Annotated in this window: 26 protein-coding genes and 1 rRNA gene; 19 read left to right on the forward strand and 8 right to left on the reverse strand. The window is 68.0% G+C overall.

Annotation, left to right across the window (positions count from 1 at the left end; translation table 11 throughout):
* Positions 1-109: 109 nt before the first annotated feature.
* The 13 genes from WC555_RS13595 to WC555_RS13655 all read left to right on the forward strand — a co-directional run bounded on the left by WC555_RS13595 (position 110) and on the right by WC555_RS13655 (position 9,814).
* Complete coding sequence (locus WC555_RS13595; protein ID WP_373254353.1) at positions 110-277, forward strand: hypothetical protein; 168 nt, start codon at positions 110-112, stop codon at positions 275-277.
* Positions 274-537 carry a hypothetical protein gene (locus tag WC555_RS13600; protein ID WP_373254355.1) on the forward strand — a complete coding sequence of 88 codons (264 nt, stop codon included), beginning with the start codon at positions 274-276 and terminating at the stop codon, positions 535-537. The genes WC555_RS13595 and WC555_RS13600 overlap by 4 nt, the downstream gene beginning before the upstream one ends.
* Positions 534-917 carry a M15 family metallopeptidase gene (locus WC555_RS13605; protein ID WP_373254358.1) on the forward strand — a complete coding sequence of 128 codons (384 nt, stop codon included), beginning with the start codon at positions 534-536 and terminating at the stop codon, positions 915-917. Before WC555_RS13600 ends, WC555_RS13605 begins: the two co-directional genes overlap by 4 nt.
* Positions 914-1,282 carry a hypothetical protein gene (locus tag WC555_RS13610; protein ID WP_373254360.1) on the forward strand — a complete coding sequence of 123 codons (369 nt, stop codon included), beginning with the start codon at positions 914-916 and terminating at the stop codon, positions 1,280-1,282. Before WC555_RS13605 ends, WC555_RS13610 begins: the two co-directional genes overlap by 4 nt.
* Positions 1,279-1,503: a hypothetical protein gene (locus tag WC555_RS13615; RefSeq protein WP_373254362.1), complete on the forward strand. Its 225-nt coding sequence runs from the start codon at positions 1,279-1,281 to the stop codon at positions 1,501-1,503. The genes WC555_RS13610 and WC555_RS13615 overlap by 4 nt, the downstream gene beginning before the upstream one ends.
* A 282-nt stretch (positions 1,504-1,785) precedes the next feature.
* The gene (locus tag WC555_RS13620; protein ID WP_373254402.1) at positions 1,786-2,619 is read left to right on the forward strand and encodes a flagellin; all 834 of its coding nucleotides are present in this window, start codon (positions 1,786-1,788) and stop codon (positions 2,617-2,619) included.
* Positions 2,620-2,716: 97 nt separating this feature from the next.
* Positions 2,717-3,007 carry a hypothetical protein gene (locus tag WC555_RS13625; RefSeq protein ID WP_373254363.1) on the forward strand — a complete coding sequence of 97 codons (291 nt, stop codon included), beginning with the start codon at positions 2,717-2,719 and terminating at the stop codon, positions 3,005-3,007.
* Between the two features lie 130 nt (positions 3,008-3,137).
* Complete coding sequence (locus tag WC555_RS13630) at positions 3,138-3,971, forward strand: flagellin (RefSeq protein ID WP_373254366.1); 834 nt, start codon at positions 3,138-3,140, stop codon at positions 3,969-3,971.
* A gap of 266 nt (positions 3,972-4,237) precedes the next feature.
* The gene (locus WC555_RS13635; RefSeq protein ID WP_373254367.1) at positions 4,238-6,988 is read left to right on the forward strand and encodes a transcriptional regulator; all 2,751 of its coding nucleotides are present in this window, start codon (positions 4,238-4,240) and stop codon (positions 6,986-6,988) included.
* A gap of 74 nt (positions 6,989-7,062) precedes the next feature.
* Entirely contained in the window at positions 7,063-7,734 is a 672-nt protein-coding gene (locus WC555_RS13640; RefSeq protein WP_373254370.1) for a hypothetical protein, read from the forward strand.
* Positions 7,734-8,180 (forward strand): hypothetical protein, encoded by a 447-nt coding sequence (locus WC555_RS13645; RefSeq protein ID WP_373254372.1) that lies wholly within the window; start codon positions 7,734-7,736, stop codon positions 8,178-8,180. The genes WC555_RS13640 and WC555_RS13645 overlap by 1 nt, the downstream gene beginning before the upstream one ends.
* Before the next feature lie 155 nt (positions 8,181-8,335).
* On the forward strand, positions 8,336-8,818 hold the full coding sequence (ssb, locus tag WC555_RS13650) for a single-stranded DNA-binding protein (RefSeq protein ID WP_055828508.1): 483 nt from the start codon (positions 8,336-8,338) through the stop codon (positions 8,816-8,818).
* 90 nt (positions 8,819-8,908) lie between these two features.
* Positions 8,909-9,814 carry a DMT family transporter gene (locus WC555_RS13655; RefSeq protein WP_373254374.1) on the forward strand — a complete coding sequence of 302 codons (906 nt, stop codon included), beginning with the start codon at positions 8,909-8,911 and terminating at the stop codon, positions 9,812-9,814.
* Between the two features lie 59 nt (positions 9,815-9,873).
* Here the strand turns inward: WC555_RS13655 and WC555_RS13660 are convergent, their stop codons facing one another.
* Together WC555_RS13660 and lspA are read right to left on the reverse strand one after the other, a co-directional pair.
* A complete protein-coding gene (locus WC555_RS13660) occupies positions 9,874-10,437 on the reverse strand; it encodes a DUF3035 domain-containing protein (protein WP_373254376.1) in 564 nt (187 codons plus the stop codon).
* A gap of 72 nt (positions 10,438-10,509) precedes the next feature.
* Positions 10,510-11,016, reverse strand: a complete 507-nt coding sequence (gene lspA / locus WC555_RS13665; RefSeq protein WP_373254377.1) for a signal peptidase II — start codon at positions 11,014-11,016, stop codon at positions 10,510-10,512.
* Between the two features lie 173 nt (positions 11,017-11,189).
* Between lspA and WC555_RS13670 the strand changes: the two genes are divergently transcribed.
* The gene (locus WC555_RS13670) at positions 11,190-12,446 is read left to right on the forward strand and encodes a cation:proton antiporter (RefSeq protein ID WP_373254379.1); all 1,257 of its coding nucleotides are present in this window, start codon (positions 11,190-11,192) and stop codon (positions 12,444-12,446) included.
* A gap of 33 nt (positions 12,447-12,479) precedes the next feature.
* Here the strand turns inward: WC555_RS13670 and WC555_RS13675 are convergent, their stop codons facing one another.
* Positions 12,480-13,301, reverse strand: coding sequence for a PhoH family protein (locus WC555_RS13675; RefSeq protein ID WP_373254405.1), 822 nt, complete (start codon positions 13,299-13,301; stop codon positions 12,480-12,482).
* Between the two features lie 304 nt (positions 13,302-13,605).
* On the opposite strand from WC555_RS13675, the gene WC555_RS13680 reads away from it, so the two are divergent.
* Complete coding sequence (locus WC555_RS13680; RefSeq protein WP_373254380.1) at positions 13,606-14,166, forward strand: gamma carbonic anhydrase family protein; 561 nt, start codon at positions 13,606-13,608, stop codon at positions 14,164-14,166.
* On the opposite strand, the gene WC555_RS13685 is transcribed toward WC555_RS13680, so the two are convergent.
* Positions 14,129-14,668: a PAS domain-containing protein gene (locus tag WC555_RS13685; RefSeq protein WP_373254382.1), complete on the reverse strand. Its 540-nt coding sequence runs from the start codon at positions 14,666-14,668 to the stop codon at positions 14,129-14,131. The two genes, WC555_RS13680 and WC555_RS13685, sit on opposite strands and share 38 nt — an antisense overlap.
* A gap of 357 nt (positions 14,669-15,025) precedes the next feature.
* Here WC555_RS13685 and WC555_RS13690 point away from each other — a divergent pair, with 357 nt between their 5' ends.
* Complete coding sequence (locus tag WC555_RS13690) at positions 15,026-15,676, forward strand: hypothetical protein (RefSeq protein ID WP_373254384.1); 651 nt, start codon at positions 15,026-15,028, stop codon at positions 15,674-15,676.
* A 128-nt stretch (positions 15,677-15,804) separates the two neighbouring features.
* Here WC555_RS13690 and WC555_RS13695 read toward each other — a convergent pair whose 3' ends face one another.
* From WC555_RS13695 to hfaA, 4 genes are all read right to left on the reverse strand, one after another.
* Positions 15,805-18,693, reverse strand: a complete 2,889-nt coding sequence (locus WC555_RS13695; protein ID WP_373254387.1) for a M16 family metallopeptidase — start codon at positions 18,691-18,693, stop codon at positions 15,805-15,807.
* Between the two features lie 139 nt (positions 18,694-18,832).
* Entirely contained in the window at positions 18,833-20,089 is a 1,257-nt protein-coding gene (gene hfaD / locus WC555_RS13700) for a holdfast anchor protein HfaD (protein ID WP_373254390.1), read from the reverse strand.
* Complete coding sequence (hfaB, locus tag WC555_RS13705) at positions 20,016-21,032, reverse strand: holdfast anchoring protein HfaB (RefSeq protein WP_373254393.1); 1,017 nt, start codon at positions 21,030-21,032, stop codon at positions 20,016-20,018. The genes hfaD and hfaB overlap by 74 nt, the downstream gene beginning before the upstream one ends.
* Entirely contained in the window at positions 21,029-21,457 is a 429-nt protein-coding gene (hfaA, locus tag WC555_RS13710; RefSeq protein WP_373254395.1) for a holdfast anchoring protein HfaA, read from the reverse strand. Before hfaA ends, hfaB begins: the two co-directional genes overlap by 4 nt.
* Positions 21,458-21,640: 183 nt before the next feature.
* On the opposite strand from hfaA, the gene WC555_RS13715 reads away from it, so the two are divergent.
* From WC555_RS13715 to WC555_RS13725, 3 genes are all read left to right on the forward strand, one after another.
* Positions 21,641-22,273, forward strand: coding sequence for a rhomboid family intramembrane serine protease (locus tag WC555_RS13715; protein WP_373254397.1), 633 nt, complete (start codon positions 21,641-21,643; stop codon positions 22,271-22,273).
* Positions 22,274-22,320: 47 nt separating this feature from the next.
* A complete protein-coding gene (locus tag WC555_RS13720; RefSeq protein ID WP_373254399.1) occupies positions 22,321-22,749 on the forward strand; it encodes a CBS domain-containing protein in 429 nt (142 codons plus the stop codon).
* Between the two features lie 858 nt (positions 22,750-23,607).
* Positions 23,608-23,713 (forward strand): 16S ribosomal RNA (locus tag WC555_RS13725); the annotation flags it as partial.

The following is a 23,713-nucleotide window of genomic DNA, read 5'->3' on the forward strand; positions in this document are numbered from 1 at the left end:
GCGCGGGCGGCGGAACGGGCGCCGGCGGGGGCGGTGGCGGGGCCGGCGTCGCGGCCGGAGGCGCCGGCGGTTCCGGCGCGGACGGCGTCGTCTGGATCGTGGCGCTCGGATGACCCGCCTCGCGAAACGCCGGGAGGCCCGGCCGGACCCCCGTCTGCTGGACGAGGAGGTGTGGGACGCGCCCCGCCGCCTGACCCACGCCGAGCTTTTCACCCACGGCGGCGACGGCTGGCGTCGCGCCGGTTTCGACCTCGATGATCCGGAGGATTTCCGATGACCGACTTTCCCGGGGAAAACGGGCCTTCGCCCCTGGCCGAGGGCCGCTGGCTGTGGCGCAGGCTGTATGTGTTCGCCACGAGCGCCGGCGCCTGGCTGCTGCTGGACCGGCTGATCGCGGCGACCCCGCCGGAGGCCGCGCCGCGGCTGGCGCAGGGGCTGATGGCGCTGCTGGCCCTGACCATGGTGCTGTATCTGGTCGCACCCAGCGCGCAGCAGCTGATCGCCACGCTCGGCGCCCTGCCGGGGAGGCGGCCATGAGCTTCCGCCTGTCCGAACGATCCCTGAAGCGTCTGGCGGGCGTGCATCCCCGTCTGGTCGCCCTGGTCAAGGAGGCCTCGGCCCTGACGCCGGTCGATTTCATGGTCACCGAGGGGCTGCGCACGCCCGAACGTCAGGCGGCCCTGGTCCGGGCGGGAGCCAGCCGCACGCGCAAGTCCCGGCACCTGACCGGTCACGCCGTGGACGTGGCCGCCCTCGTCGACGGTCAGGTCCGGTGGGACTGGCCGCTGTATCCCCGCATCGCGGCGGCGTTCAAGGCGGCCGCCGCGCGGCAGGGGACGGCGATCGTCTGGGGCGGCGACTGGCCGACCCTGCGCGACGGGCCGCATTTCGAACTGGACCGCAAGGTGTTCCCGTGAGGGGCCTCGCGATTCTGCGCGCCCTTGGCCCGCTCGGCTGGAGCGTGGCTGTGGCGCTGGCCCTTGTCGCCGTCGTGGCGCTCGGCCGGGGCCTCGGCCTTCGCTGGGACCCGTTCGATCTGGCCGGGCGCCGTCTGGCGGCAGCCGAGACCCGGGCGGTCGCCGCCGGGGCCGACGCCGAGGCGCGTCGGCTCGAGGTCGAGGGCGCGGCCGAACAGGCGCGCCGCCTCGATATTCACCACCAACAGCACCTGTTGGTCGCGCGGGCGACCGACCACGCCGTCAGCCATGCAAGGAACGCCGATGACGCCTCCAACCCGCTGGACCCCGATCGCGCCGCTCGTCTGCGCGGCCGCCCCGGTTGAGTCTGCCGGCGGCGGCGACGGCCCCCTGTCGTCTGGACCGGCTTCCTGAAGCGCCGGACATCGGGGATCTGGAGGCGTCATACGCGGCGCGGGGAGGGGCGCTGGTCCTTTGCGACGCCGCCCGAAGTCTGGCCGTCGACACCCTGCTGGCCGAGCGGGCCCTGCTGGACCGCTGGGTCGAGCCGCCCCGGCGGCGCTGGCCCTGGTCGCGGCCCGGTTGAGAGCCGCCTGGCGCGGTTTGGCGCGGCTGGCGCCCGAATTCCTGAAACCGCGCCATGGGCCGGCGGCACAAACTGCAGGGCGACCGGGCAGTTTTTGCCCTCCGCCCGGCACATTCTGCCGGGCTTCCAACGTGCTTAACAGGAACTAACGCAGCAAAAACAACGACCGGCGGGCTGGCATGTCCGTTTGGCGACTGGTCCCGTCCTTGCTGCGATAGCTGCGAGCAAAATGCTCCCGGCAGCCAAAATGGCGTCGGACACCTTGAAACAAGGAATATCGTCATGGCGCTGAACAGCGTTAACACGAACATGGGCGCGCAAATCGCCCTGCAGAACCTGCAGTCCACCAACAATGAACTCGCTACGGTTCAAAATCGCATCAGCACCGGCAAGAACGTCTCGTCCGCCAAGGACAACGGCGCCATCTTCGCCATCGCGACGAGCCAGCGCGCAGAAATCGGCGCCCTGAACGCCGTCAAGGACAGCCTGAACCGCGGCTCTTCCGCCGTGGACGTCAGCCTGGCCGCCGGCGAATCGGTCTCCGATCTGCTGAGCCAACTGAAGGAAAAGGCCCTGTCCGCCACGGACAAGAGCCTGACCACCTCGGCCCGTTCGGCCCTGAACGAAGACTTCAAGGCCATTCGCGACCAAATCGGCACCGTCGTCGCCAACGCCAAGTTCAACGGCGTGAACCTGCTGGACAACTCGACCGGCACCAGCGGCTACAAGGCCCTCGCCAACACCGCGGGTTCGACTCTGAAGGTGGCGGGTGAAAACCTGTCGCTGGGCGGCGCGAACGTGACGGTTGCGGCCACGACCACCATCGGCACCTCGACCCTGGCCACGACCGCCCTGGGTCTGGTCAACGCGTCGATCGACAAGGTTTCGGCCTCCCTGGCTCGCCTGGGCACCGGCTCCAAGTCGTTCACGACCCACCTTGGCTTCGTCGGCAAGCTCCAGGACGCTCTGGAAACCGGCGTGGGCAACCTGGTCGATGCCGATCTGGCCAAGGAAAGCGCCCGACTGCAAGCTCTGCAAACCAAGCAACAGCTGGGTGTGCAGGCGCTGTCGATCGCCAACTCCTCGACCTCCATCCTGCTCGGACTGTTCCGCTAAGGATCGACCGGAAGGGCGGGGTCCCACGCGGATCCCGCCCGACCGATCTCCAGTCCCTTTATAGGAAGCCGCGGGCTCAACCCCGTCGGAAGGAGCCATGCAAAGCAATGCGAAGGTCGCTTCAGTAACCGCGTCCACCATCCTGCCCGCCGCCGCCGCCGGTTTCACCGCAGGCGGCGACTTTCATGATTCCAGGGCCTCCGAGGAGGCCGAGCGCGCCGCGCGCTATCGCCTGGTGATCGAGGAGGGGCCGTCAGGGTCGTTCATCTACAAGACGCTGGACCGGGTCACCGGCGAGGTCGTCAAGCAACTGCCCCGCGAACAGGTGGTCGATCTGATGCAGACCGCGGACTACAGCTCCGGCTCGGTCATCAACACCACCGCCTGACCGCGCCGACCAGTCGATCCATCCGCCGCGCAGGAGCGATCCGCGCGGGTTTCGTCATGGTTAGCGCCTGTTAACCATGTGTGCACGCTTGCGCCTCTAGCCTTGGCGAAACCTCACAGGGCTGAGTCGGATGACGAATAGCGTCCATACAAACAACTCCGCGGCCATCGCGCTGCAGAACCTCACGCGGACGAACGAGCGCCTGGGCGAGGTTCAGGGCCGCATCTCCACGGGGCTTAAGGTCCAGGGAGCCAAGGACAACGCCGCCATCTGGGCCATCGCCCAGGGCCAGCGCGCCGACATCGGCGCCCTGAGCGCGGTGAAGCAGAGCCTGGATCGCGCGACCTCGGTCGCCGATGTCGCCCTGTCGGCCGGCGAATCTATCTCCGATCTGCTGAACCAGCTGAAGGAAAAGGTCGTCGCGGCCAAGGACGGCTCTCTCAAGACCCAGTCGCGTGAGCTGCTGGACAATGATTTCAAGGCCCTGCTGCGGGCGATCTCGTCGCAGATCGGCAATGCTTCGTTCGACGGCGGCAACCTGCTGAACGGCTCGCTGACCTCGGGAATCAAATTCCTGGCCAACGCCGACGCCTCAAGCTTCGTCACCCTCTCGTCCAAGAACCTGTCGCTGGGCGGCTCCATCATCGAGCTGGCCCTGTCGGACAGCTTGCTGACGTTGACCGGCGCGACCCAGGCGCTCACGCGTCTGGACGATTCGATCACCCAGCTGAACGCCGCCCTGGGGTCGATCGGAGCCCAGGCCAAACAGATCGAGCATCACAACAGCTTCGTCACCAAGCTGATGGATACGCTGGAATCGGGGATCGGGAACCTGGTCGACGCCGACCTGGCCAAGGAGAGCGCGCGGCTTCAGGCCCTTCAGGTCCAGCAGCAGCTGGGCGCGCAATCGCTGTCGATCGCCAACCAGGCGCCGCAGATCATCCTGTCCCTGTTCCAGGGCTGATCAAAGCGCCCTGTGGCCGATCCGGATCGCGGCCGGCCTGCGACGCAGGCCGGTTCTGGGCCCAAGGCCGTACAAGGAAAGCAACGATTTCAGGGCATTGACGAAGGCGGTCATCACGGCGTCCTCCTCATCCGGCGCGCGAAGAACGGGCGCAGGAGACCATTGTTCCCCGAGTCGGGGCCGGAGTCGCGTCCACCGTCGTTCCGCGCCCTGACGTTAAGCCCTCGTTACGCCCGACGCCTCACAGTGGCAGCCGGGAGTCGCGTGTGATCAACAACAGCTATCTTCTGGGTTTGTTCGGCGGAACGGCCACCGACACGACGTCGACGTACACGACGGCGGCGCTGCAGGCTGCCAAGAAACAGCCTACCCCGCCATGGTCCTCGACCGTCGTCGCTCCGAAGCAGGATGCGCTGGTGCGCGCGGCGCTGGGCGGCCGCAAGCTGATCAACGAGGACGCGGCCCAGCTGGATATGAAGTCGGCGCCGGCCGACTACCGCAAACTGTTCGCCCTCTATCAGGGTCTGGACACCCTGAACGCCCTGACCAACCGCGCCGCGACCAAGGGCGTCAGCAGCCTCGAGCTGGCCCAGCTGAACAAACGCTTCAGCGCGGGTCTGGCCGAAGTCGGATCGTGGATGTCCGCTGCGGCGTTCGAGGACATCCGGATGGTGCAGGGCACCGCCAAGTCCATCAGCAAGACCACCGCCGCGACACCCCGCGACAGCGCGGTCTCTGTCACCGGCCCGATCCATGAAGGCGCGCTCAGCACGCCCGTCGTCGCCTTCGAGGGCGATGTCCGATTCAACATCACCATCAAGGTTCCCGTCGGAATCACCGACTCGCTGACCACCGCCGTTCCGATCGATCTGGCGGGCCTGGGGGCCAAGCCGAGGACCATGGACAACGTCCTGGAGTTCATCAACACCCAGCTTCAGACCGCCGGCTTCGCGACCCGGGTCGGCCGTGAGCAGATCAAGGCCGAACCCAAGACCGTCCAGGTCAACGGCAAGCCGGTCACCCTTCCGGCCGGTCCCGACAAATGGTCCCTGGCCATTCGCGGAAACTCGACCGAGACGGTCGGCTTCACCGCCGCCGAGACGTCCGACGCCGTCTATGTCGTCCAGTCGGCCGGGATCGCCGGCGGCAGCCAGCTGCTGAAATTCCAGAGCGACGGCGGCACGGCGGCGGCCCCCACGGCCGGCGGCGTCGGCGAAACCCAATGGGTCGACGGCCGTCTGTCGCAGAACGCCCTGCCGGACGGCGTCCAGAACGTGCGGGCCAGCGCCGTGGGGCCGGACGGCTCCCTGTGGATGGTCGCCGATGTCACGGCCGGTCCCGACACCCAGCCGATCAAGGGCGTGCAGGACGTCGCCCTGATGCGGTATGACACCGCGGGCCGGCTGGTCGCCACCCGGACCCTGGGCGCGGCCTCGACGGCCAGCGGCTACGCCATCGCCATCGACGCCAGCGGCAATGTCGCGGTCGCCGGCTCGGTCACAGGATCCCTGAACACCTCGAAGACGGACGCCGGCAAGGCGGGCGAGGTCGCCGGCGTCGCCGACAGCTTCGTCACCGTCTTCAACAAGGACGGCGAGGAGCAGTGGAGCCAGCGCCGCGGGGCCCGCGCCGCCGATGAGGCCACCTCGGTCAGCTTCGGCGCCGACGGCACGGTCTATATCGCCGGCCGCGCCAAATCCGCGGTTACGGGCGCGTCTCCCGTCGGGGGCTGGGACGGCTATGTGCAGGCGTTCAAGGCGGGCGAGCCCTATCCCACCGCCGGCATCACCGTAAAGGCGACCGCCGCGACCCAGTTCGGCACCGCCAGCGACGACAGCGTCGACGCCATGACCATCGACGGCTCGAACCTCTACACCGCCGGGGTCGAGGACGGTCGCGCCGTCGTGCGCCGCTTCACCCTCGACGCCGCGGGCGTGCCGACCCTGGCCTCGACGCGCGATCTCGGCGTCATCAGCGGCGACATCGCCGGCGTCGCGGTCTCTGGCGGCAAGGTCATACTGACGGGGACCAGCCGCGACAGCGGCCTGTCCGCCGGTATGGTGACGACCGCGCATTCGGGCGGCAAGGACGTCTTCATCGCCACCCTGTCCAGCGACCTGACCGCCGCGGCCGGCGACCGGCTGACGTGGCACGGCGGCGCCGGCGACGACACGGCGGCCGACGTCAAGGTGCACGACGGCAAGGTCTGGATCACCGGCGTGGCCGACCGCGGCGAGGCCGCCAAGGCGACCGACCCGACCAGGGGCTATCTGGCCCGGATCGATCCTCTGAGCGGCGCCGTCGAGTATGAGAAGACCTGGTCCGGCGACGGCGACCAGGCCAAACCCCTGACCCTGGCGGTCGCCTCGAACGGAGCCAGCGTGCTGGACCGGCTCGGCCTGCCCAAGGGGGAAATAGACCAGAGCGATTCCAAGCGGCTGATCGACGCGACCTCGGTGCGGGTCGGCGACCGCTTCTACATCAGCCCGCCCGACGGCGGCCGGGCTGTCTCCGTGACCATCGAGGCCAAGGACACGCTCGCGACCCTCGCCCGCAAGATCGAGATCGCCTCGTCCGGCAAGCTGAAGGCCACGGTGGTGTCCGAAGGCGGCGCGGTCACGGGCAAGGATGGCGAGACGACGACGACCACCGGCGGCTTCCAGCGCCTGTCGATCACGGCCCGCGACGGCAAGGCCGGCGGGGTCCTGACCGCCGGAGAGACGGGTCGCGACGCCCTGGCGGGACTGGGCCTGTCGCCGGGCTATGTCGGGGCCTCGGCCGGCGACGACATCGTCAAGACCTTCGGCCTCGACCTTTCCGCCAGCCTGAACCTGGGCGACGCCGCTTCGGTGAAGACGGCCGGCGAACGCCTCCAGGCGGCGATGAAGTCGGTGCGCGAGGCCTATCGCGCCCTGGATCCCGCCACGTCCGCTCCGGCGGCGAGCGGAACCGTGCCCGCCTATCTGACGGCTCAGCTGGCCAACTACCAGGCCGCCCTGTCCCGGCTTACCGGCTAGCCGTCGCCGACGAAGAGCGTTGACGGCGCAGGCTCCGAGGGGGTTATTGGGGACTCCATCCGCGCGAGCTTTTCATGCCTCAGGACAATCGTCTTCTCATCGCGATCGGCGCCGGACTGGCGATCGTCGCGGCCGTCGTTCTCGCCCTGGTTTTCAGCAGCGGACGGGGCCGGGAGGCGGGGCCGCCGCCGGCCGCGCAGGGCGGCCTGACCGTCGATGTAGCCGACGCGCCGGAACTGAACACCACCCGTGAACTGCGCTGCTTCGTGGACGGCCAGTTCATCGGCATGGCGACCCTGTCCGACTGCGCACGCCGCAACGGCCTGGCCACCGACGCCCTCGACGTGGGCATCGACGAGACCGGCGCGCTCGCCGCGGCGCCGACCGCCGCCTTCGCTCCGCCGCCCAGCCTGCCGCCGGTGGAACTGACCGAGGCGGAACAGCCCGCGCCTTCCGTCGAACCGAGCCAGCCGGCCCAGCCGTCGGTCCAGGCCGCGTCCGGCAGCCCCTGCCTGCGCTATACGGGATCGGACTGGCGTTCGCTGTCCTCGAACATGAGTCTGAACGCCTGCGTCCAGGCCTTGTACGCCGGCACCTGCGTCCGGCCGGGCGAGGCCCTGTACGGCCGCTGGGGGGAGACGACTCTCAGGCTGGTTCCCCGCCGGGTCGAGCAGTCGCCTGACAACAACCGTTTCCGCACCCTGGTCGAACAGGACCGGAGCTGCCAGTTCCCGGGTCTGCGCTGATGAAGCTCCTGACGACCGCCACCCTGGGCGCCGGCCTGCTGGCCCTGGCGGCTTGCCAGAAGACCACCGAGGCTCCCTTTGACCCGGGCGTCTGCTACGCCGTCGAGATCGGCGCCGAGGGCGAGGCCCCGCGCTTCAACAAGGTCGCGGATGAGCAGCCGCAGATCGAGTTCTGCGCCGCCCGCCTCGAAGAGATGCGCCTGCGCTTCCTCCGCCTGGGCGGCGGCCGCCGCGAGGTGATGGGCGCCTATCAGGGCCAGTTCATCTTCATCGACCGCGCCGGGGTGTGGATTTCAAAGACGCTGGAAGGCTCGCGCTTCATCCTGCTGGCCCGGACCGGCGACGGCCGGCTGGCCATTCCCAGCGCCATCCAGCGCGCCATCGACGGCACGCCGGTGTCGGTTTCCGCCTCGCCCGAACCGGCGGCGCCCGCGACCGCGCCCTAGACGGAACGGAACAAACGTGGAACAAAGCGTCTGTGGATGACGGCGACAAACCTCGCGTACCCGGTGCGGAAGCGCGCTAGTCAGGCCTGACAAACAATCCCGGCCCGGAACAGCGCGAAGCGCGGCGGGCCAAACGAAGAAGAAGGAGCTCGGCGATGGCGGGCAGCGTCAACAAGGTCATTCTGGTCGGCAACCTGGGCAAGGACCCGGAAATCCGCACCCTGAATTCGGGTGAACGGGTCGCCAACCTGTCGCTGGCCACGTCCGAGCAGTGGCGTGACAAGGCCACGGGCGAGCGCAAGGAAAAGACCGAGTGGCACCGCGTCGTGATCTTCAACGACAACATCATCAAGGTCGCCGAGAACTATCTGAAGAAGGGCTCGACGGTTTACATCGAGGGCACGCTGGCGACCCGCAAATGGACCGACGCCCAGGGCGTGGAGAAATATTCGACCGAGGTCGTGGTCAACAAGTTCAAGGGCGAGCTGACCATGCTGGGCGGCCGTGACGGCGGCGCCGGCGGCGGGGCCTCGCGCGGCGGCGACGACGACTATTCCTCGGGCTTCTCGACCGGCGGCGCCAACAAGCCCAGCGGTCCCAAGGAAAGCTACGATCTGAACGACGACATCCCGTTCTAGGCGGATGACGGACGGTAACGGGGCGTGGTCGAAACGCTCCGTTACCCGCTTTGAGCCCCCGGCGCCCCGGACCTGTGCCATAGCCGGGGGGTGATCACCCCGGACAAGCCCCACACGCCGCTCTCGCCAGTCGAGATTCTCGCCATCATCGCCGTGGTGGTCATCTGGGGCGTCAACAACGCCGCCGCCAAGCTGGCGACAGAAACCATGCCGCCGCTGCTGGTGGCCGCGTTGAGGTTCGCGATCGCGGCGGCCTGCCTGATCCCCTTCGTGCGGCCGCCGTTCCCCAACTGGAAGAGCCTGGCCATCATCGTGGTGCTGGGCGGACCGATCCACTACGGCCTGATCTATCTGGCCTTCTGGCTGGCGCAGGATGTCAGCCCGGTGTCGGTGGCGTCACAGCTGTGGGTGCCTTTCACGGCGCTGTTCGCCTTCCTGCTGCTGGGCGAGAAGCTGTCGCGCTTCGCCGTGGCGGGAATGGCCGTGGCCTTCGCCGGCGTGGCCTGGATGACGCTGGACCCGCACGCCATCGCCGACTGGAAGGCCATCCTGGTCGGGATCGCCGGCGCCTCCGCCTGGGCCATGACGACGGTGATCGCGCGACGCACGACCTCGATTCCGCCGCTGAAAATGCAGGGGCTGCTGGCGCTGGTCGCCCTGCCCACCCTCGCGTTCGGCTCGGCCGCGTTCGAGCAGGGTCAGTGGCAGGCGATCCGCCAGGCCGACCTGCTCATCTGGGCCTGCGTCGTCTGGGCCGGGCTGGTGTCCTCGGTGCTGGCGACCACCCTGGTGTTCTGGCTGGTGCAGAAGCGCGAGGCCGGGCGGGTGACGCCCTATCTGCTGGCCACGCCCGTAGTGTCGATCCTGATCGGCGGGGGCTTCATGGGCGATGTGCTGACGGCCCAGATCCTGACCGGCGCGACCCTGACCATGGGCGGCGTCGCCATTGTGGCCCTGGCCGAGCGCGGCCTCAGGGCGGGGGCGGCGAAGGCCTGACAGGACCAAGGCCCGGACGCTTTCGCATCCGGGCCTTTTTCGGGGATCAGATCGAGCGCCTAGAGGCCCGGCAGCTTGAAGCCGCTATCGCGGCGCGGGGCGATGACGATGCCGACGCGGCCGCCGGTCAGTTCCTGCAGGCGGGCGTATTCGCTGGCGGCGTCCACGGTGACGGCGCCTTCCGCCGTCTGGGTCGTGGTCGCGACCTGGCTGGCGGGGTCTTCACGGCGCCAGAACAGCAGGCGGTTGGCCCAGCCCTCTTCCTTGTGCGCCAGATCGCCGAACTCGTCGTCGACGACATAGCGGGCGAGGGGATCGGCGCGGTCGCCGCCGGCCTGGGCGACCAGCTGCTGTTCGCCCGCCGAACGGGTCACGGCCTGACGCTGGCCCAGCAGAATCTGACGGGCGGCGGATTCGGGCGCCAGCTCCTGCGGGCGCGGCTGGCCCGGCGCGGGCGGGCGCAGGCCGTATTCCGGCGGCACCGTCAGCGGCGCGGTCGAGACCGTCAGGAACTCGTCCGGCGTGATCTTGGTCAGGCCGATGCCCTGGCGAACGCTGGAGCAGGCGCCGAGCGCGAGCAACGAGGTGGAGAGGGTCAGGACGGCGACGGTGCGAAGGCGCATTATAATGATCTCGGTGCGATCTGGATCGGGCGCCGAACGGGCGCGCGCGTAGTCCCTTGATGATGGGGTTGATTACGACTTTTCGGCGGCGAGGCCAACCTTGGCGGCCCGTTCCGACAGCACGCTGTCCAGAATCAGCAGCAGGACGCCGATGGTGATGGCGCTGTCGGCGACATTGAAGACCCACGGGAAAACCCGGGTGCCGGAAAAATCGATGAAATCGACGACGAAGCCGAAGCGGATGCGGTCGATGACATTGCCGATGGCGCCGCCCATGACCAGGCCGATCGCGGAGATCAGCAATCGCCGGTCAGCGCGCAGCGCCCACCAGCCGAGAACGCCGGCGACGATGATCGAGAACAGGCTCAGCATCCAGCGCGCCGAACCGTCCCCGAACAGGCCGAAACTGACGCCGCGGTTCTCGACCCAGGTGAAGTTCAGGATCGGCGGCAGGATTTCGACGCGGCCTGCTTCGCGCAGGTCCAGGCCGGACAGGATCCAGGCCTTGGTCAGCTGATCAAGCACGACGACGAGAATGGCGAAGGCGAAGGCCGTGACGGCGAGGCGTGAGATTTTCATACGGGCCGCTGAAATGTGAAGGGCGTTCGGTTAGCAGCCCGCGGGCCGGGCGCGAAGGGGCAATCGTGTCACGGATCGCGCCCGTCCGTCCCCGGCTTGCCCTCAGGCGCGTGAGTCCCCAGATGTGACGCTTCCAATTCGAGGAAAAGCCCGCCCGCATCCGAGGAGCGCCGATGCCGCATGCCGACAGCCTGATCCTCACCCTCGTCGGCGGTTTCGTGCTGGCGTTCGTGTTCGGCATGTTGGCCCATCGGCTGAAGCTGTCGCCTCTGGTCGGTTATCTGGTCGCGGGCGTCGTCGTGGGACCGCACACGGCCGGCTACGTCGCCGACGTCGAGCTGGCGCCTCAACTGGCCGAGATCGGGGTCATCCTGCTGATGTTCGGCGTGGGGCTGCATTTCTCGCTGGCCGATCTGATGAAGGTGCGGAAGATCGCCATCCCCGGCGCCCTCGTGCAGATCGCGGCGGCGACCGCGCTCGGCTGGGGTCTGGGCCGGTTGATGGGCATGAGCCATCTCGAGGCGACCCTGACCGGTTTCGCGCTCTCGGTCGCCTCGACCGTCGTGCTGTTGCGGGCGCTGGAGGAGCGCAGACAGGTCAAGGGGCCGGTCGGCCGTCTCGCCATGGGCTGGCTGATCGTCGAGGATCTGGTGATCGTCATCGCCCTGGTCATTCTTCCGCTGCTGGTCATCCAGCCCGGCGATGCGCTGGACGGCGTGGAGCTGGCGAGATCGATCGGCTGGACCCTGTTCAAGGTGGCGGCCTTCACCGGCGTGATGCTGGTGGTCGGCGCCAGGCTGCTGCCGTGGCTGCTGGTGCGCATCGCCCACACCCGGTCGCGCGAACTGTTCACCCTGGGGGTGCTGGCTATCGCCCTCGGCATCGCCTGGATCGCCTATGCCCTGTTCCACTCGTTCGCCCTGGGCGCCTTCCTGGCCGGGCTGGTGCTGAACAGTTCGCCCCTGGGCCATAACGCCGCCGAGCGGTCGCTGCCCCTGCGCGACGCCTTCGCCGTGCTGTTCTTCGTCTCGGTCGGCATGCTGTTCGACCCGACGATCCTGATCCGCGAGCCGCTGGCCGTGCTGGGCGTCCTGGCGATCGTCATCATCGGCAAGTCGATCGCCGCCCTGGCGATCACGACCCTGTTCAAGCTCGACAGGGCCACCAGCCTGACGGTCGCCGCGGCCCTGGCCCAGATCGGCGAGTTCTCCTTCATTCTCGCCGCCGTCAGCGTCCAGCTGGGCGGCATGCGGCAGGAAACGCATGACCTGATCCTGGCGGCGGCCCTGATCTCGATCTCGCTCAACCCGTTCGTCTTCGCCCTGATCGACCGGATGGGCGCCCGGCCGAAGCCCCCGGCCAGCGGGTCGGTCGAAGGGCTGGCCCTGGCCAGGGAAAAGGCCGCCGCGGTGAATCCCGCGACGGCCTGATCTCTTCGGCGTCTTCCCGTCAGGTCTGAGGTCTCACAGCACCCCGATCATGCTCGCCACCAGCGGGTGACGGACGATGTCCTGTTCGGCGAGGCGGATCACGGCGATGTCCGGCACGGGGGCCAGACGTTCGGCGATGTCGGACAGGCCCGAGATCCCCGGCAGCAGGTCGGACTGTTGCGGGTCGCCCGTCACCACCATGGTCGAATGCCAGCCCAGCCGCGTCAGCAGCATCTTGAGCTGGACGTAGGTGCAGTTCTGGGCCTCGTCGACGACGATGAAGGCGTTGTTCAGGGTGCGGCCGCGCATATAGCCGATCGGCGCGATCTCGATCAGACCCTCGGCCATCAGCGCCTTGACCCGCTTCATCGAGAGCCGGTCCGAAAGCGCGTCGTAGAGGGGGCGCAGATAGGGGGCCAGCTTGTCCTCCATGTCGCCGGGCAGGAAGCCGATCGATTCCCCGGCCTCGACGGCGGGGCGGCTCAGGACGATGCGACCGATCTTGCCGGCTTCCAGGGCCTCGACCGCCTTGGCGACGGCCAGATAGGTCTTGCCCGTCCCTGCCGGCCCGAGGGCCAGGACCATGTTGTGGTGGTCGATGGCCGTCATCATCTCGGCCTGGCCGTCCGACTTGGGCTTCAGCGTCTTCAGATAGGCCTGGTCGCGATCATCGTTGGACGGATAGGGCGACCAGCCCCCATGACCCTGGCCGCCGTGTCCCTGACCCGTGTGGGTCGGAAGGCGACGTACCCTGGAGTCCTCCATGAACTGACGGGAATCGAGCACGCCGTGTTCACGGGATGTCTCGCGGGTCTGGCGCTTGATGGCTGCACGCTTGGTCATGGACGCCTCCAGGGCATGAAAAAAGGCGATGCCGCAAAAGCATCGCCTCGAACGAAGGTGGGGAGGAGAGAAGGGGATGCGACGCATCCGCCCGGATCGGAGGAGGGCCCTTTCACGGACCGGAAGGCTCCCAGCGGAATAGTCCGCCGAACCGAACGCACCACGCACGTCCCCCGAGGTCTGACCGGACCGGGCTTGATCCGGTTACCGATCCGGGGCCGAAATGGGCGGCCTCGAATCGCATCAACAGAATGATGCTAGCTTGGTTTACGAAGGCTTAAAGCCAAGAAACGCTTCAAGATAAGGTGATGTTTCCATGACGGTTTATGCGTTGGCTGACAAGAAACCACAGCTTCCACCGGAGGGCGAATACTGGGTTGCTCCGAACGCGACGGTTACAGGAGACGTGATTCTGAAGCCGGGCGCCAGCATCTGGTTCGGGGCGGTGGTGCGAGGGGATAACGACCCCGTCACCATTGGCCGGGACACCAATATCCAGGACGGCAGCGTCCTTCATTCCGATCCCGGAGAGCCGTTGATCATCGGCGACGGGGTGACCGTCGGCCATATGGTGATGCTGCACAGCTGCGAGATCGGCGACAACACCCTGATCGGCATCGGCGCGGTGGTGCTGGGCCGGGCCAGGATCGGGAAGAACTGCCTGATCGGCGCCAACACCCTGATCACCGAGGGCAAGATCATTCCCGACGGCTCCCTGGTCATGGGGCAGCCCGGCAGGGTGGTGCGTGAGCTTGAACCGGGGCAGATCGAGGCGCTGAAGGCCTCGGCCGCCCATTATGTGCAGAACTGGAAGCGGTACCGCACCGATCTCGTCGCCGTCACGCCAGGCGTCGGCCGTGAACCGCCGCAAGGCTGAGGGTCGCGCGGGCGGGCTCGCCGACGCCGACCGAGAGCCGGGCCGTCAGCAGGCGGGACTCGTCGGCGGCCAGGGTGAGGGTGGCGGCAGGCGCGTACAGCCCCAGGATTCGATCCGGTTCGCCGGACGGACCCCGCAGGGGAACCAGGGTGACCTCGATCTGGGCCGCGTCCAGGCCGGCCAGGGCGACGATGACCACGGGGCGGGCTTCCCGCGGGGTTTGCGTCAGGGCGGCGGCGACCAGGGGCCGCGAGGCGGGCCGCCACAGCGACAGCAGCGGCTGGTCCTTCAGGCGATCGCCGTGGAAATCCTCGATCCAGGTCCCGGCCAGCCTTACGACGGCGTCCTCGCCGGGCCGCCCGGCGATGAACACACGCGGCAGGCGCAGGCCCAGCGCCGCCGGCTCCACGGCCGCGCGCGCCGGAATGCCGGCCCGCGCCTCGGCGCGGCGCGACAGGCCGGTCCAGTGGTCGATCAGAAATTGCGTGTCAGGATGAAACATCAGCTTCGCCTCTGGCCGTTCAGCCGCAAGGGCCGGGCCGGGCGAAAGCAACGGAATGGAAAGGCTTCCTGGCGTCAGATGAAGGCTGGAGCGGCCCGCGCCTCGTCGGGACCGCACAAGTTTTGATGTGGAGGTCGGCCCATGCGGGTGCGGATCATGAACTGGCTGCTGCCGCTGGGGAGTTTTGTGGCCCTGATGGCGTTCGCGGATTCCGCCGCCGCCCAGTGCGGCCCGCCGTGCGAACCGCCGCCACCGCCGTGCTGCGAACCCCCGCCTCCGCCGCCGCCCCCGCCGGCGTGCTGCGAGCTGCCGCCGCCCCCCCCGTGCTGCGGCGGCGGTGGAAACCTGAACGTAAATGTGAACGTCAACGCCAACGCCAACGCCAGTGCGGCGGCCCGTGCGGGCCTGAACGCCCGCGCCGGCGGCAGCACCTATGTCGGCGGCGGCGGTTCGGCCTATGTGACGGTCGATCAGCCCTATCCCACCACCATCAGCGGCCTGAACGTCGAGGGCGCCCGCGTGCGCCAGACCATCCGGGTTCCCTATGAATCCCGCCGCCGGTTCGAGAAGCGCGTCATCATCCAGGCCGTGTGCATCGACGACCGCAGCGTCCCGCACCCCGCGTCCCAGGTCCGGCCGGGCCGCGACGTGGACGGCGACTACGATGGCGAACTGTACCGCTGCCTCGCGGGGACCTGGCTGCAGGTCACCATCGCCGAGTATCTCGGCGACATCAGCTTCAACGGCGGCGACACCATGAGTTGCCGCAAGGGCGAGGCCCTGTGGCACGGTCGCGGCGGCAGCGTCGAATGCAGGCCCGCCAAGCCCGAGCGCGATTGCAACGAACGCTCGCTCCTCCGCCGCTACGGTGCGGGCGTGAAGATCCTGACCATGATCCGCGAGGAAACCTACACCGAGTACCGCGAGGAAGTGGTCGAACAGGCCGGCGTCGTTCTGTCCGGGGCTTCGATCACCCTGGACGGCGGCGTGGGCGGCCGGGTTTTCTGACGCCAGTCTGAACACCGGTGTTCAGCCGCGGGTCAGCCGCGGAAGTCCAGAACTGTGGAAGTCGGCTCCGTCGACGATCCTGAGAAGCAAACTGGCCCCGATCCGAAAGGACCGGGGCCATTTTTTGTTTACTGGGCCGGGGCGGCGGCCGCGGCGGCCGCGGCGGGAGCGGCCGGGTTGTCCGATGTGATGGTCAGGCGCCAGGCCTTGTCCGCGGTCAGGTACTGACGCGCCAGCCGCTGGATGTCGGCCGGCGTCACCGACTCCAGATCCGACACGTTCGAGCGGATTTCGTCGAAGGTGCCGGGTTTGCGCCCCGCCTCGGCGAGCTGGCTGACCCAGTAGCCATTGTCCGCCTGGCTGCGTCGCAGCGATTCGACCGCCGGCGCGCGGGCCCGGAGCAGTTCGTCATCGCTGATCGGCGTGTCCCTCAGGCTCGCGGCGATCGAGTCGAAGGCCGTGAACAGGACCGGCAGGTTCTCGGGGCGCGTCTCCGCCAGCATGAGCAGATAGCCGTAGTCGGGGAAGACCGGCGACGACGCCGCCGCGGATCCGGGCCCATAGGAGATGCCCAGCTTTTCGCGGACCTCCTCGTTCAGACGCAGCTGGACGACGGCGTTGAGGATGGCCAGTTGCCGCGCTTCCTGTTTGTCGTCGATCGCGTCGGTGGTGGGCCAGCCGATGAGACCGATCGCCTGCTCGCCCGGGCCCTCGTGCTTCAGCTGGACCGGTTCAGCGGTCGGCGCCGGGAAGCGGCGGACGTCGGAGCCCGGCAGGGGTTCGGCCTGGGCCCCACGATCCGGCAGGGCGCCGAAGGTGTTCGCCACGGTGGCGATGGCGGCGTCCACGGTCACGTCCCCGACCATGACGATGTCGATCGGCCCGCGGGAGCGGCCCTCGGTCACGCCGGCGCGGATCTCCTCGATCGACATGGCGGCGATCTCTTCCTCGGTCGGCATGGCGTCGCGCTGGTCCCCGGAACTGATCAGTTCCCCAAGGTCGCGGCCCAGCACGCCGCCCGGCGTCGCCCGGAACTGGGCGAGCTGAGCGGGAAACTGGCTGCGGGCCCTTTCAAAGGGCGCGGCGCGAAGACCCGGATCCACCAGATAGGCGGTCAGCACCTGCATCTCGAGCTGGAGATCTTCAGGCTTGGTCGCTCCGCCGAGCGTATAGGCGTCCGTATCGATGCCGGCGTTGACGCTGTAGGTCTTGCCGCTGAGCACACGCGTCAGCTGATCCACCGTCAGCTTCGACGTGCCGCCCGGTCCCATCACCGAATTGGCGAAGGCCATGGCCGTGACGCGGTCCGTGGGCAGGGCCAGTTCGCCGATGCCGGTGCGGACACTGACCAGGATCTGGTTGTCGCGGAACTCGGTCGGCTTGACGAACAGACGGACGCCGTTGGGGAAGTCCACGCGGGTGACGCCAAGGTCAGCGATCTCGGTGCGGGCGCTCGGCTGGGCCGGCGTTCCAAAATCCGTATAGGGCCATTCCAGCGCGGCCTCGTCCGCGCGGGCCGTGACCGCGACCTGGCGGGAGGCTTCGAGCGCCGCGGTGACGGCGGCCTCGCCGCCCTCGATCGCGACCGGGGAGGTGACCAGGACGACCGGCCCCTGGCCTTCGAAGACCGGGCGGACGGCCGCGGTGACCTGATCGGGCGTCAGGCCTTCAACCGTGGCGTTGAAGAGGGCGAGACTGGTCGCCGGCGAAGCGAAAACGTCCCCCTCATTGACCGCGCCGAGCAGGCCGTTGGCCAGGGCGGGCGTGGACCGCGTCGCGGCGGCGGTGACCGCGTTCTGCAGGCGGGTGCGGTTGTCGGTGATCTCGCGCTGCAGTTCGGCCTGGGTGATCCCGAACTGCACCAGGCGGCGCTGTTCCTGCTCGATCGTCTGCAGGGCTCGCGTGAGGCCGCCGGGATTGAAGTTGGCGCTGACCGAACCGGCCGAGCGACTGTCGAAAACGGACGCGTTCGAAGCGCTGGCGCTCACGAACGGGGGATTGTCGGCGCGCGCGAGCTCACCGAGACGGCGCGTCAGCACGGCCAGACCGAGATTCTGGATCAGATTTTCGCGGCGTTCGGCCACGGTGTCCGGATCGAGGTCAGGCGGGCGAATCCAGTTGATATCGACAGAGGACTGGATGCCGGGCTCGACCAGGACGCGGGTTTCGGGACCGCGTTGGGCGACCTGGCCAAGATCGGGATCAGGGCCGTCCGCGGCCTTGGGCGTCCAGCCTTCGAACGCGGCGCGGACCTTGCCTTCCATCACTTCGACGTCGAAATCGCCCACGGCGATGAAGGTGGCGCGGTTGGGCCGGTAATAGGCGTTGTAGAACTCCACAAAGCGCTCTCGCGGCGCCGTGCGGATGATGTCGAGATTGCCGATGGGGAGGCGGTTCGCCAGACGCTGACCCGATGCGAGCAGGCCGAACTGGGCCTTGGCGATGCGCAGTTGCGGCGTGTTGCGCATCCGCTCCTCGCCCTCGATCACCCCGCGCTCGTCGTCGACCGCGTCAGCCGCCATCAGGGCCTCGGACACCTGTTCGCGCATGATGCGCAGCGCGGCGTCGACCGTCTCATCATTGGTGCGCGGCAGCTCCAGCAGATAGGCGGTCTGGTCGAAGCTGGTGAAGGCGTTGGTGTCGGCGCCGAAGGCCAGGCCCAGACGCTCGAGGATGCGCAGCAGGTCGTTCTCGGGAATGTTGGTCGTTCCGTTGAAGGCCATGTGCTCCATGAAGTGAGCCAGACCCAGCTGGTCCTCGTTCTCCATCAGCGAGCCGGCGTCGATACGCAGGCGGAAGGACGCCTGACCCGCCGGCGTGGCATTGCGCAGGATCGCGTACTGCATGCCGTTGGGCAGGACGCCGAAGCGGACGTTGGTGTCAGCTGGAATGTCGCTGGTGGCATGGGCCCAGGGGTCCGAGGGCTGGAACTGGGCTTGCGCCAGAGCCGGCGCTGCAGAAAGCAGAACGGTGGTGGAAGCCGCGACAAGCAGCAGAAGGCGACGGGCGGAACGCATTCTCGGTCTCTTTCCGAAAGGCGCGATCGCTCCCGGGTGGGGCCGCGCCGGACACTGGGCTAGGGAACTGATGGCGACGAACGCCCAGGCCCCGTGCAACCTTTCGGCGACGGGGCGGGCCGGCTCAAGTTACTGAAAGTTAATTTGTCGGACGCGAGACGTAGAAGTTCGCCGAGTTGCCGACCGCGGTCGCGCCGGTGATCACCGCCCGACCCGACCCGGCCACCGTGGTGTTGGCCACGGCGGATACGTCACCGCTGTTGGTCTGGTTGTTGGTGGCGTCGAGGAAGGCTTCGCAGGTCGAGCAGGCGTAGCCGGTGACGCTGTTGCCGACGGCCTCGGCGCCGACATAGGCGTCATAGCCGTTCGTGCCCGAGAAGGTGGCGGTGACGTCCACGCCGCCCGAGTTGAACTGGGTGTTGTCGATCTCGACGAAGATGTCGTTGTTGCCGACCGACAATTCATTGGCGACGCCGCGCGCCTGGGCTTCGGCCTGGCCGAAGTCATAGGCGGTGGTCAGGGCCGAGGCCCGGACGAAGCTGGTGTTGGTCTGGTTCGCCGCGGTCACGACCGATCCGCCCTCGTTGTAGAGCACGGCCTGGTTGGCGCTGGCCCGGGCGCGGGCGGCCAGGTCCCAGCCGTTGCCGGCGTTCGAACTGGCTTCGGCCTCGACGAAATCGCCGGTCGAGCGCTGGCTGATCGACAGGTTCTGGCCCGATGTGGCGTTGCTGTTGACCGCGACGGCGTTGACGATGGCTTCGCTGGTCACGCTGCCGGCGGCCGGTATGTATTGGCTCTGGACGCGGCCGAACGACCGGACGACCGCCGATGAAGACTGGTCGACGGTCCCCTGCAGGAACGAGGCCTGGCCGGCGAGGGCGACGGTGTTGGAAATGGCCGAGGCGTTGACCGCCACGCCGCCGTGAAGCCTGGCGTCGCTGTCCCCGACCTCGGTGGTGGCGCTGACCAGATCACCGGTGTTGGACTGGGTCGCATCGACCGTCAGGTCGGCGTTGTAGGCGCTGACCGCCAGATAGTTTCCGCCGGCCTGGGTCGTCGCATTGACCTCGCCAAACGTGTCGCCGCCGAGGGTGAGGTCGGTCCGGGCCACGGCGTCGCCGCGCATGTCCTGGTTCGACTGGACCGTGACGGCGCCGTTCTCGACCGAGCCCGAGGCCGAATTGCCCTGGGCCGAGGTTTCGACGGTCACCTGATCCTGGGCGTCGACGACGTTCAGCGTCTGGCCGGCGAAGATGTCGCCCAGCTGCAGCTGTTCGTTCAGGACGATGGCGCCGTCCTGCGGCGGTGTGCGGGCGGCGGCCTCAGTAGCGGTTGCCGCGCACAGCACCGTCGCGGCGATCGTGCCAGCGAGACGGATCCGCACGTGTTGCGCCATTGTTTGTGTCCGTGTTGGGGTAAGCGGGATAGAAGCCGCCGGTCGGGCCGACGGCGCCGCCCAGCGGGTCCGGGCCGGCGTTCAGGCAGACTTCAGGGCCGGGCGCGCCGTACAGATTGGCCATGAATTCGACGGTGGCGCGCTCGATCAGGGCGCGAACGGCGAGTTGCACGGGCTCCAGCCCGCCCTCGCCGGCGGAGATGTCGAAGACGTTGCCGTTCAGGAAGTCGAACACCCCGGCCGAGATTTCACGACCGATGATCTGCTTCTGATAGGAGACGACATCGACGACCTCCATGGTCGTGGTCTGGACCAGGCGCAGGTCGATGGCGATGTTCATCACATAGGCCTTGCCCGCGAACGCCGTGGACAGGGGCGTCTGGCTGGTCGCCTGACCCGCGGCCATGTCGAAGCCGCCCGAGCGGATATTGTAGTTCACCTCGGTGATGCCGCCGACGATGTAGAAGTCGGAGCCCGGCACCTGGCCGGCGAGGATGCGGCGGTACTGGGTGTCGCCCGGACCGCCGGGACCCGCGTCGCCGATCAGCCGGTTGTTGGCGTAGCGCAGCTCCAGCTCGGACACCGAGATGTCATAGCGTTCGACGATATGGGCGCCCGCCTTGGCCAGGGCCGTATTGGCCATGAGCGAGGCGCCGCCCGTGACCTGACGGCCGCCGTCGGCCGAGACGGTGCCGGTGTAGTCGCTGATCCGGCCCACCGCGATGCGCGGCGAGGGCAGGCTGTAGCGGCGGGCGTAGTCCGCCATGCAGTAAAGGGCGGCGGAGTAGGGGGTCGGGTTGGCGGTCACGGGCGCGTCGCCGATCGGCGAGGCGTATTGACCGTTCGGACCCGCCGAGGCCGAAATGCAGCCGCTCAGAAGGGCCGCAGCCGCAGAGGCTATGCCCGCGGCCCGAAGCCGGCGGGGAAGGGAGCCAGCGCTCATGGAAGCCTCAGGGTGCCGTTCAGGCTGGTCCCGGCGGTGACCGCGCCGTTGTTCACCTGGGTGGAGTTGACGATGACGGTGTTGTGGTTGCCCTGAACGACGACATTCAGGTTGTTGCCGATGGCGGTCGAACCGCCGATGGTCCCGTTCGACCCCGCGCCGGAGTAGCTGGAAGAGACGCCCCCGCTGGCGCTGGAATAGCTGCTGGCTCCGGCCTGGATGACGCCGTCGACAATCAGCCGGTTGCCGTTCGCGTCGCGAGTCGAACCGGTCTGGGGCCGGGCGGTGGTGTAACGCGAGGAGCCGTAGCCGGCCTGATAGGTTCCCATGCTCGAGGAACCGGCTGACTGGGCCGAGGCCGCGACCGGCGCTGCGAGAAGGACGACGAGGGCGATCGCGGGCAGAAGCTTGATGCGCATGGTCATGGCCACCTCTCACGCAAACAGGGTCAATGGACCGGAAACGATCCTTCATCCCACTTTGGGTCATGGTTATTAAGAAGCGCTTGCCATGATGACGTCGGACAACCGATTGGTTTGTCTTCGTGAATCGCCGGAGCTTTCGCCCTGACCGCCCAGCCGCCCGAACGTGTGTTCAACGCCCCGCTCATGGCGGTCGGCGTCGCCGTGTCGATGCCGGTGCTGTACTGGTTCCAGACGCGTCTGCCCGACGGAGGCCTGTCGCTGGCGTTTCGGCCCTCGTCGCTCTGGGATGGCGGATGGTGGCCGGGGCTGCTGACCTCGATGTTCGCCCACGGCGGATGGCCGCATGTGGCGATGAACGCCATCCTGGGGCTGGCGTTCGGGACGCCCGTGGCGCGGCTCATGCCCGGCGTTAAGGGGAGCCTCGGCTTTCTCGCCTTCTATATAGCATGCGGCCTGCTCGCGACGGCGGGGTACGGCCTGGTCCACGCCGCCAGCTATGACGCCCTGGTCGGCGCGTCCGGAGCGGTGTTCGGGCTCATGGGCGCAGCCCTTCGCCTGCTGGGCCGTAGGTCCGGGCGGCTGAGAGCCCTGACGGACAGGCGATTCCTCACGCCGGCCGTCGCGATCATGGCGGTCAACGCCGTCGTCGGCCTGCTCGGCTTCGCGCCGGGAATGGAAGGCGCCCGGATCGCCTGGGAGGCGCACGCCTTCGGCTTCGTCGCCGGAGCCCTGCTGATCGGCCCGTGGGCAAGGGCGTTCGGTCCGCGTCCGGAAGCGTTTGATTCGCCGCCCGATCTGCGCGACCCTGCGGCCTGAAGCGGTCCATCCGCGGCCGCACTCTATATAGAGAGGGAGGAGCCGCGATGCTGGTCGCCGAAATTCTCAAGGACAAGGGCGACGCCGTCTACGCCATCGGCCCCGATCTGACGCTGGGCGAGGCTTGCGGCGAACTGGACCGGCTGCGTGTCGGCGCCCTGATGGTCTGTAACAAGGACAAGGTGGTGGGCGTGCTGTCCGAACGGGACGTGGTCAGGGCCGTGGCCCGCGACGGTCAGGCCGCGCTGACCCGGCCGGTTTCGTCCGTCATGACGTCGGAAGTGGTGTTCGCGGCCCCCGGAGAGACGGTGGCGATTCTCATGGGCCGGATGACGGACCGGCGAATCCGCCATTTGCCGGTTCTGCGCGACGGCCGGCTGGCGGGCGTGATCTCGATCGGCGACGTGGTCAAATGCCAGATCGCCGAGGCCACCCGGGAGGCGGAATCCCTGCGCACCTATATAGCCGCGGGCTGAAGGGCAGGCTGAGCGGGCGGTTGCGGCCTGTCGCGGACGGGCCGGGATCCGTCATACGCCGTCCGCAGACCGCGACTCCGCGAGAAAGTTCGCAAAACTGTCGGAATCGGCTTGCGGACAAAATGGCCGCTGCGTATATCGCCGCCTCGCTCGGAAACGGGCCGGCCGCCGGGGCCACGGAGACGAAAGTCTCCAGCGGGTCCCCGGGAAGAAAGTCGCAGATGCGGGTTGCTTCCTTAAGGTGTTTCGGTTAGGTTCCGCGCTCCAATCGAATCGTCGGTAACGAAACAGAGGCAAGCCTCTCGGGCTTTCCAGACGGTTTTTTGCGGCCTGAAGTCTCCGGATTTCTCCTCCGCGAAATGGCTCAAAAAGCCCGGTTGACACGGAGATCGGCTCTCTTTAGACAGCCGCCTCCACCGGCCTCCCGGGCCGGTTCGCAGACAGAGGTTCTTCTTTAAAAAGAACCACTTGACGCGGAATACTGAGGCGCTAAAGAGCGCCTCCCCCGTCTCCGGACGGGGCGGACGGGAAAGAGGTTGTTCTTCGGAATAACCGCTTGACACGGATTACCGAGGCGACTACATCGCCGCCTCCGCCGCAACCGGGCGCTAAACGGTTGGAGCCGGTCTCCGGCTCCTCTGGTCTTTGAAATCGTTGATCTGGAAAGAGAAACGCAGGCGGCGGTGTCCTAGCGATAGTTCTTCGGAACTGTCTATCGACACTGACATCTGCGGTCTTTTTGAAAAGACACCATGACGTCGCTCTTCGGAGAGGCGTTCGTGGGATCTCGTCAATCAAATACGTAGAACTAATGCCAAATCGGATTTCGGTCCGATCTGCTTAGGTCAGAAGTCAACTCAACCTGAGAGTTTGATCCTGGCTCAGAGCGAACGCTGGCGGCAGGCCTAACACATGCAAGTCGAACGAACTCTTCGGAGTTAGTGGCGGACGGGTGAGTAACACG

The sequence above is a fragment of the Brevundimonas sp. genome, assembly GCF_041648615.1.
In the GTDB taxonomy this organism is placed as follows: Bacteria; Pseudomonadota; Alphaproteobacteria; order Caulobacterales; family Caulobacteraceae; genus Brevundimonas.

What these genes read in the sequence shown, in the direction of transcription:
- WC555_RS13685 (WP_373254382.1), bottom strand. Translation starts at nt 14,668, where the DNA reads ATGTTTCATCCTGACACGCAATTTCTGATCGACCACTGGACCGGCCTG.
- WC555_RS13660 (WP_373254376.1), bottom strand. Translation starts at nt 10,437, where the DNA reads ATGCGCCTTCGCACCGTCGCCGTCCTGACCCTCTCCACCTCGTTGCTC.
- WC555_RS13595 (WP_373254353.1), top strand. Translation starts at nt 110, where the DNA reads ATGACCCGCCTCGCGAAACGCCGGGAGGCCCGGCCGGACCCCCGTCTG.
- WC555_RS13600 (WP_373254355.1), top strand. Translation starts at nt 274, where the DNA reads ATGACCGACTTTCCCGGGGAAAACGGGCCTTCGCCCCTGGCCGAGGGC.
- hfaB (WP_373254393.1), bottom strand. Translation starts at nt 21,032, where the DNA reads ATGAGCGCTGGCTCCCTTCCCCGCCGGCTTCGGGCCGCGGGCATAGCC.
- WC555_RS13625 (WP_373254363.1), top strand. Translation starts at nt 2,717, where the DNA reads ATGCAAAGCAATGCGAAGGTCGCTTCAGTAACCGCGTCCACCATCCTG.
- hfaA (WP_373254395.1), bottom strand. Translation starts at nt 21,457, where the DNA reads ATGACCATGCGCATCAAGCTTCTGCCCGCGATCGCCCTCGTCGTCCTT.
- WC555_RS13620 (WP_373254402.1), top strand. Translation starts at nt 1,786, where the DNA reads ATGGCGCTGAACAGCGTTAACACGAACATGGGCGCGCAAATCGCCCTG.
- WC555_RS13715 (WP_373254397.1), top strand. Translation starts at nt 21,641, where the DNA reads ATGGCGGTCGGCGTCGCCGTGTCGATGCCGGTGCTGTACTGGTTCCAG.
- WC555_RS13680 (WP_373254380.1), top strand. Translation starts at nt 13,606, where the DNA reads ATGACGGTTTATGCGTTGGCTGACAAGAAACCACAGCTTCCACCGGAG.
- WC555_RS13630 (WP_373254366.1), top strand. Translation starts at nt 3,138, where the DNA reads ATGACGAATAGCGTCCATACAAACAACTCCGCGGCCATCGCGCTGCAG.
- WC555_RS13720 (WP_373254399.1), top strand. Translation starts at nt 22,321, where the DNA reads ATGCTGGTCGCCGAAATTCTCAAGGACAAGGGCGACGCCGTCTACGCC.
- WC555_RS13670 (WP_373254379.1), top strand. Translation starts at nt 11,190, where the DNA reads ATGCCGCATGCCGACAGCCTGATCCTCACCCTCGTCGGCGGTTTCGTG.
- WC555_RS13640 (WP_373254370.1), top strand. Translation starts at nt 7,063, where the DNA reads ATGCCTCAGGACAATCGTCTTCTCATCGCGATCGGCGCCGGACTGGCG.
- WC555_RS13605 (WP_373254358.1), top strand. Translation starts at nt 534, where the DNA reads ATGAGCTTCCGCCTGTCCGAACGATCCCTGAAGCGTCTGGCGGGCGTG.
- WC555_RS13695 (WP_373254387.1), bottom strand. Translation starts at nt 18,693, where the DNA reads ATGCGTTCCGCCCGTCGCCTTCTGCTGCTTGTCGCGGCTTCCACCACC.
- hfaD (WP_373254390.1), bottom strand. Translation starts at nt 20,089, where the DNA reads ATGGCGCAACACGTGCGGATCCGTCTCGCTGGCACGATCGCCGCGACG.
- ssb (WP_055828508.1), top strand. Translation starts at nt 8,336, where the DNA reads ATGGCGGGCAGCGTCAACAAGGTCATTCTGGTCGGCAACCTGGGCAAG.
- lspA (WP_373254377.1), bottom strand. Translation starts at nt 11,016, where the DNA reads ATGAAAATCTCACGCCTCGCCGTCACGGCCTTCGCCTTCGCCATTCTC.
- WC555_RS13645 (WP_373254372.1), top strand. Translation starts at nt 7,734, where the DNA reads ATGAAGCTCCTGACGACCGCCACCCTGGGCGCCGGCCTGCTGGCCCTG.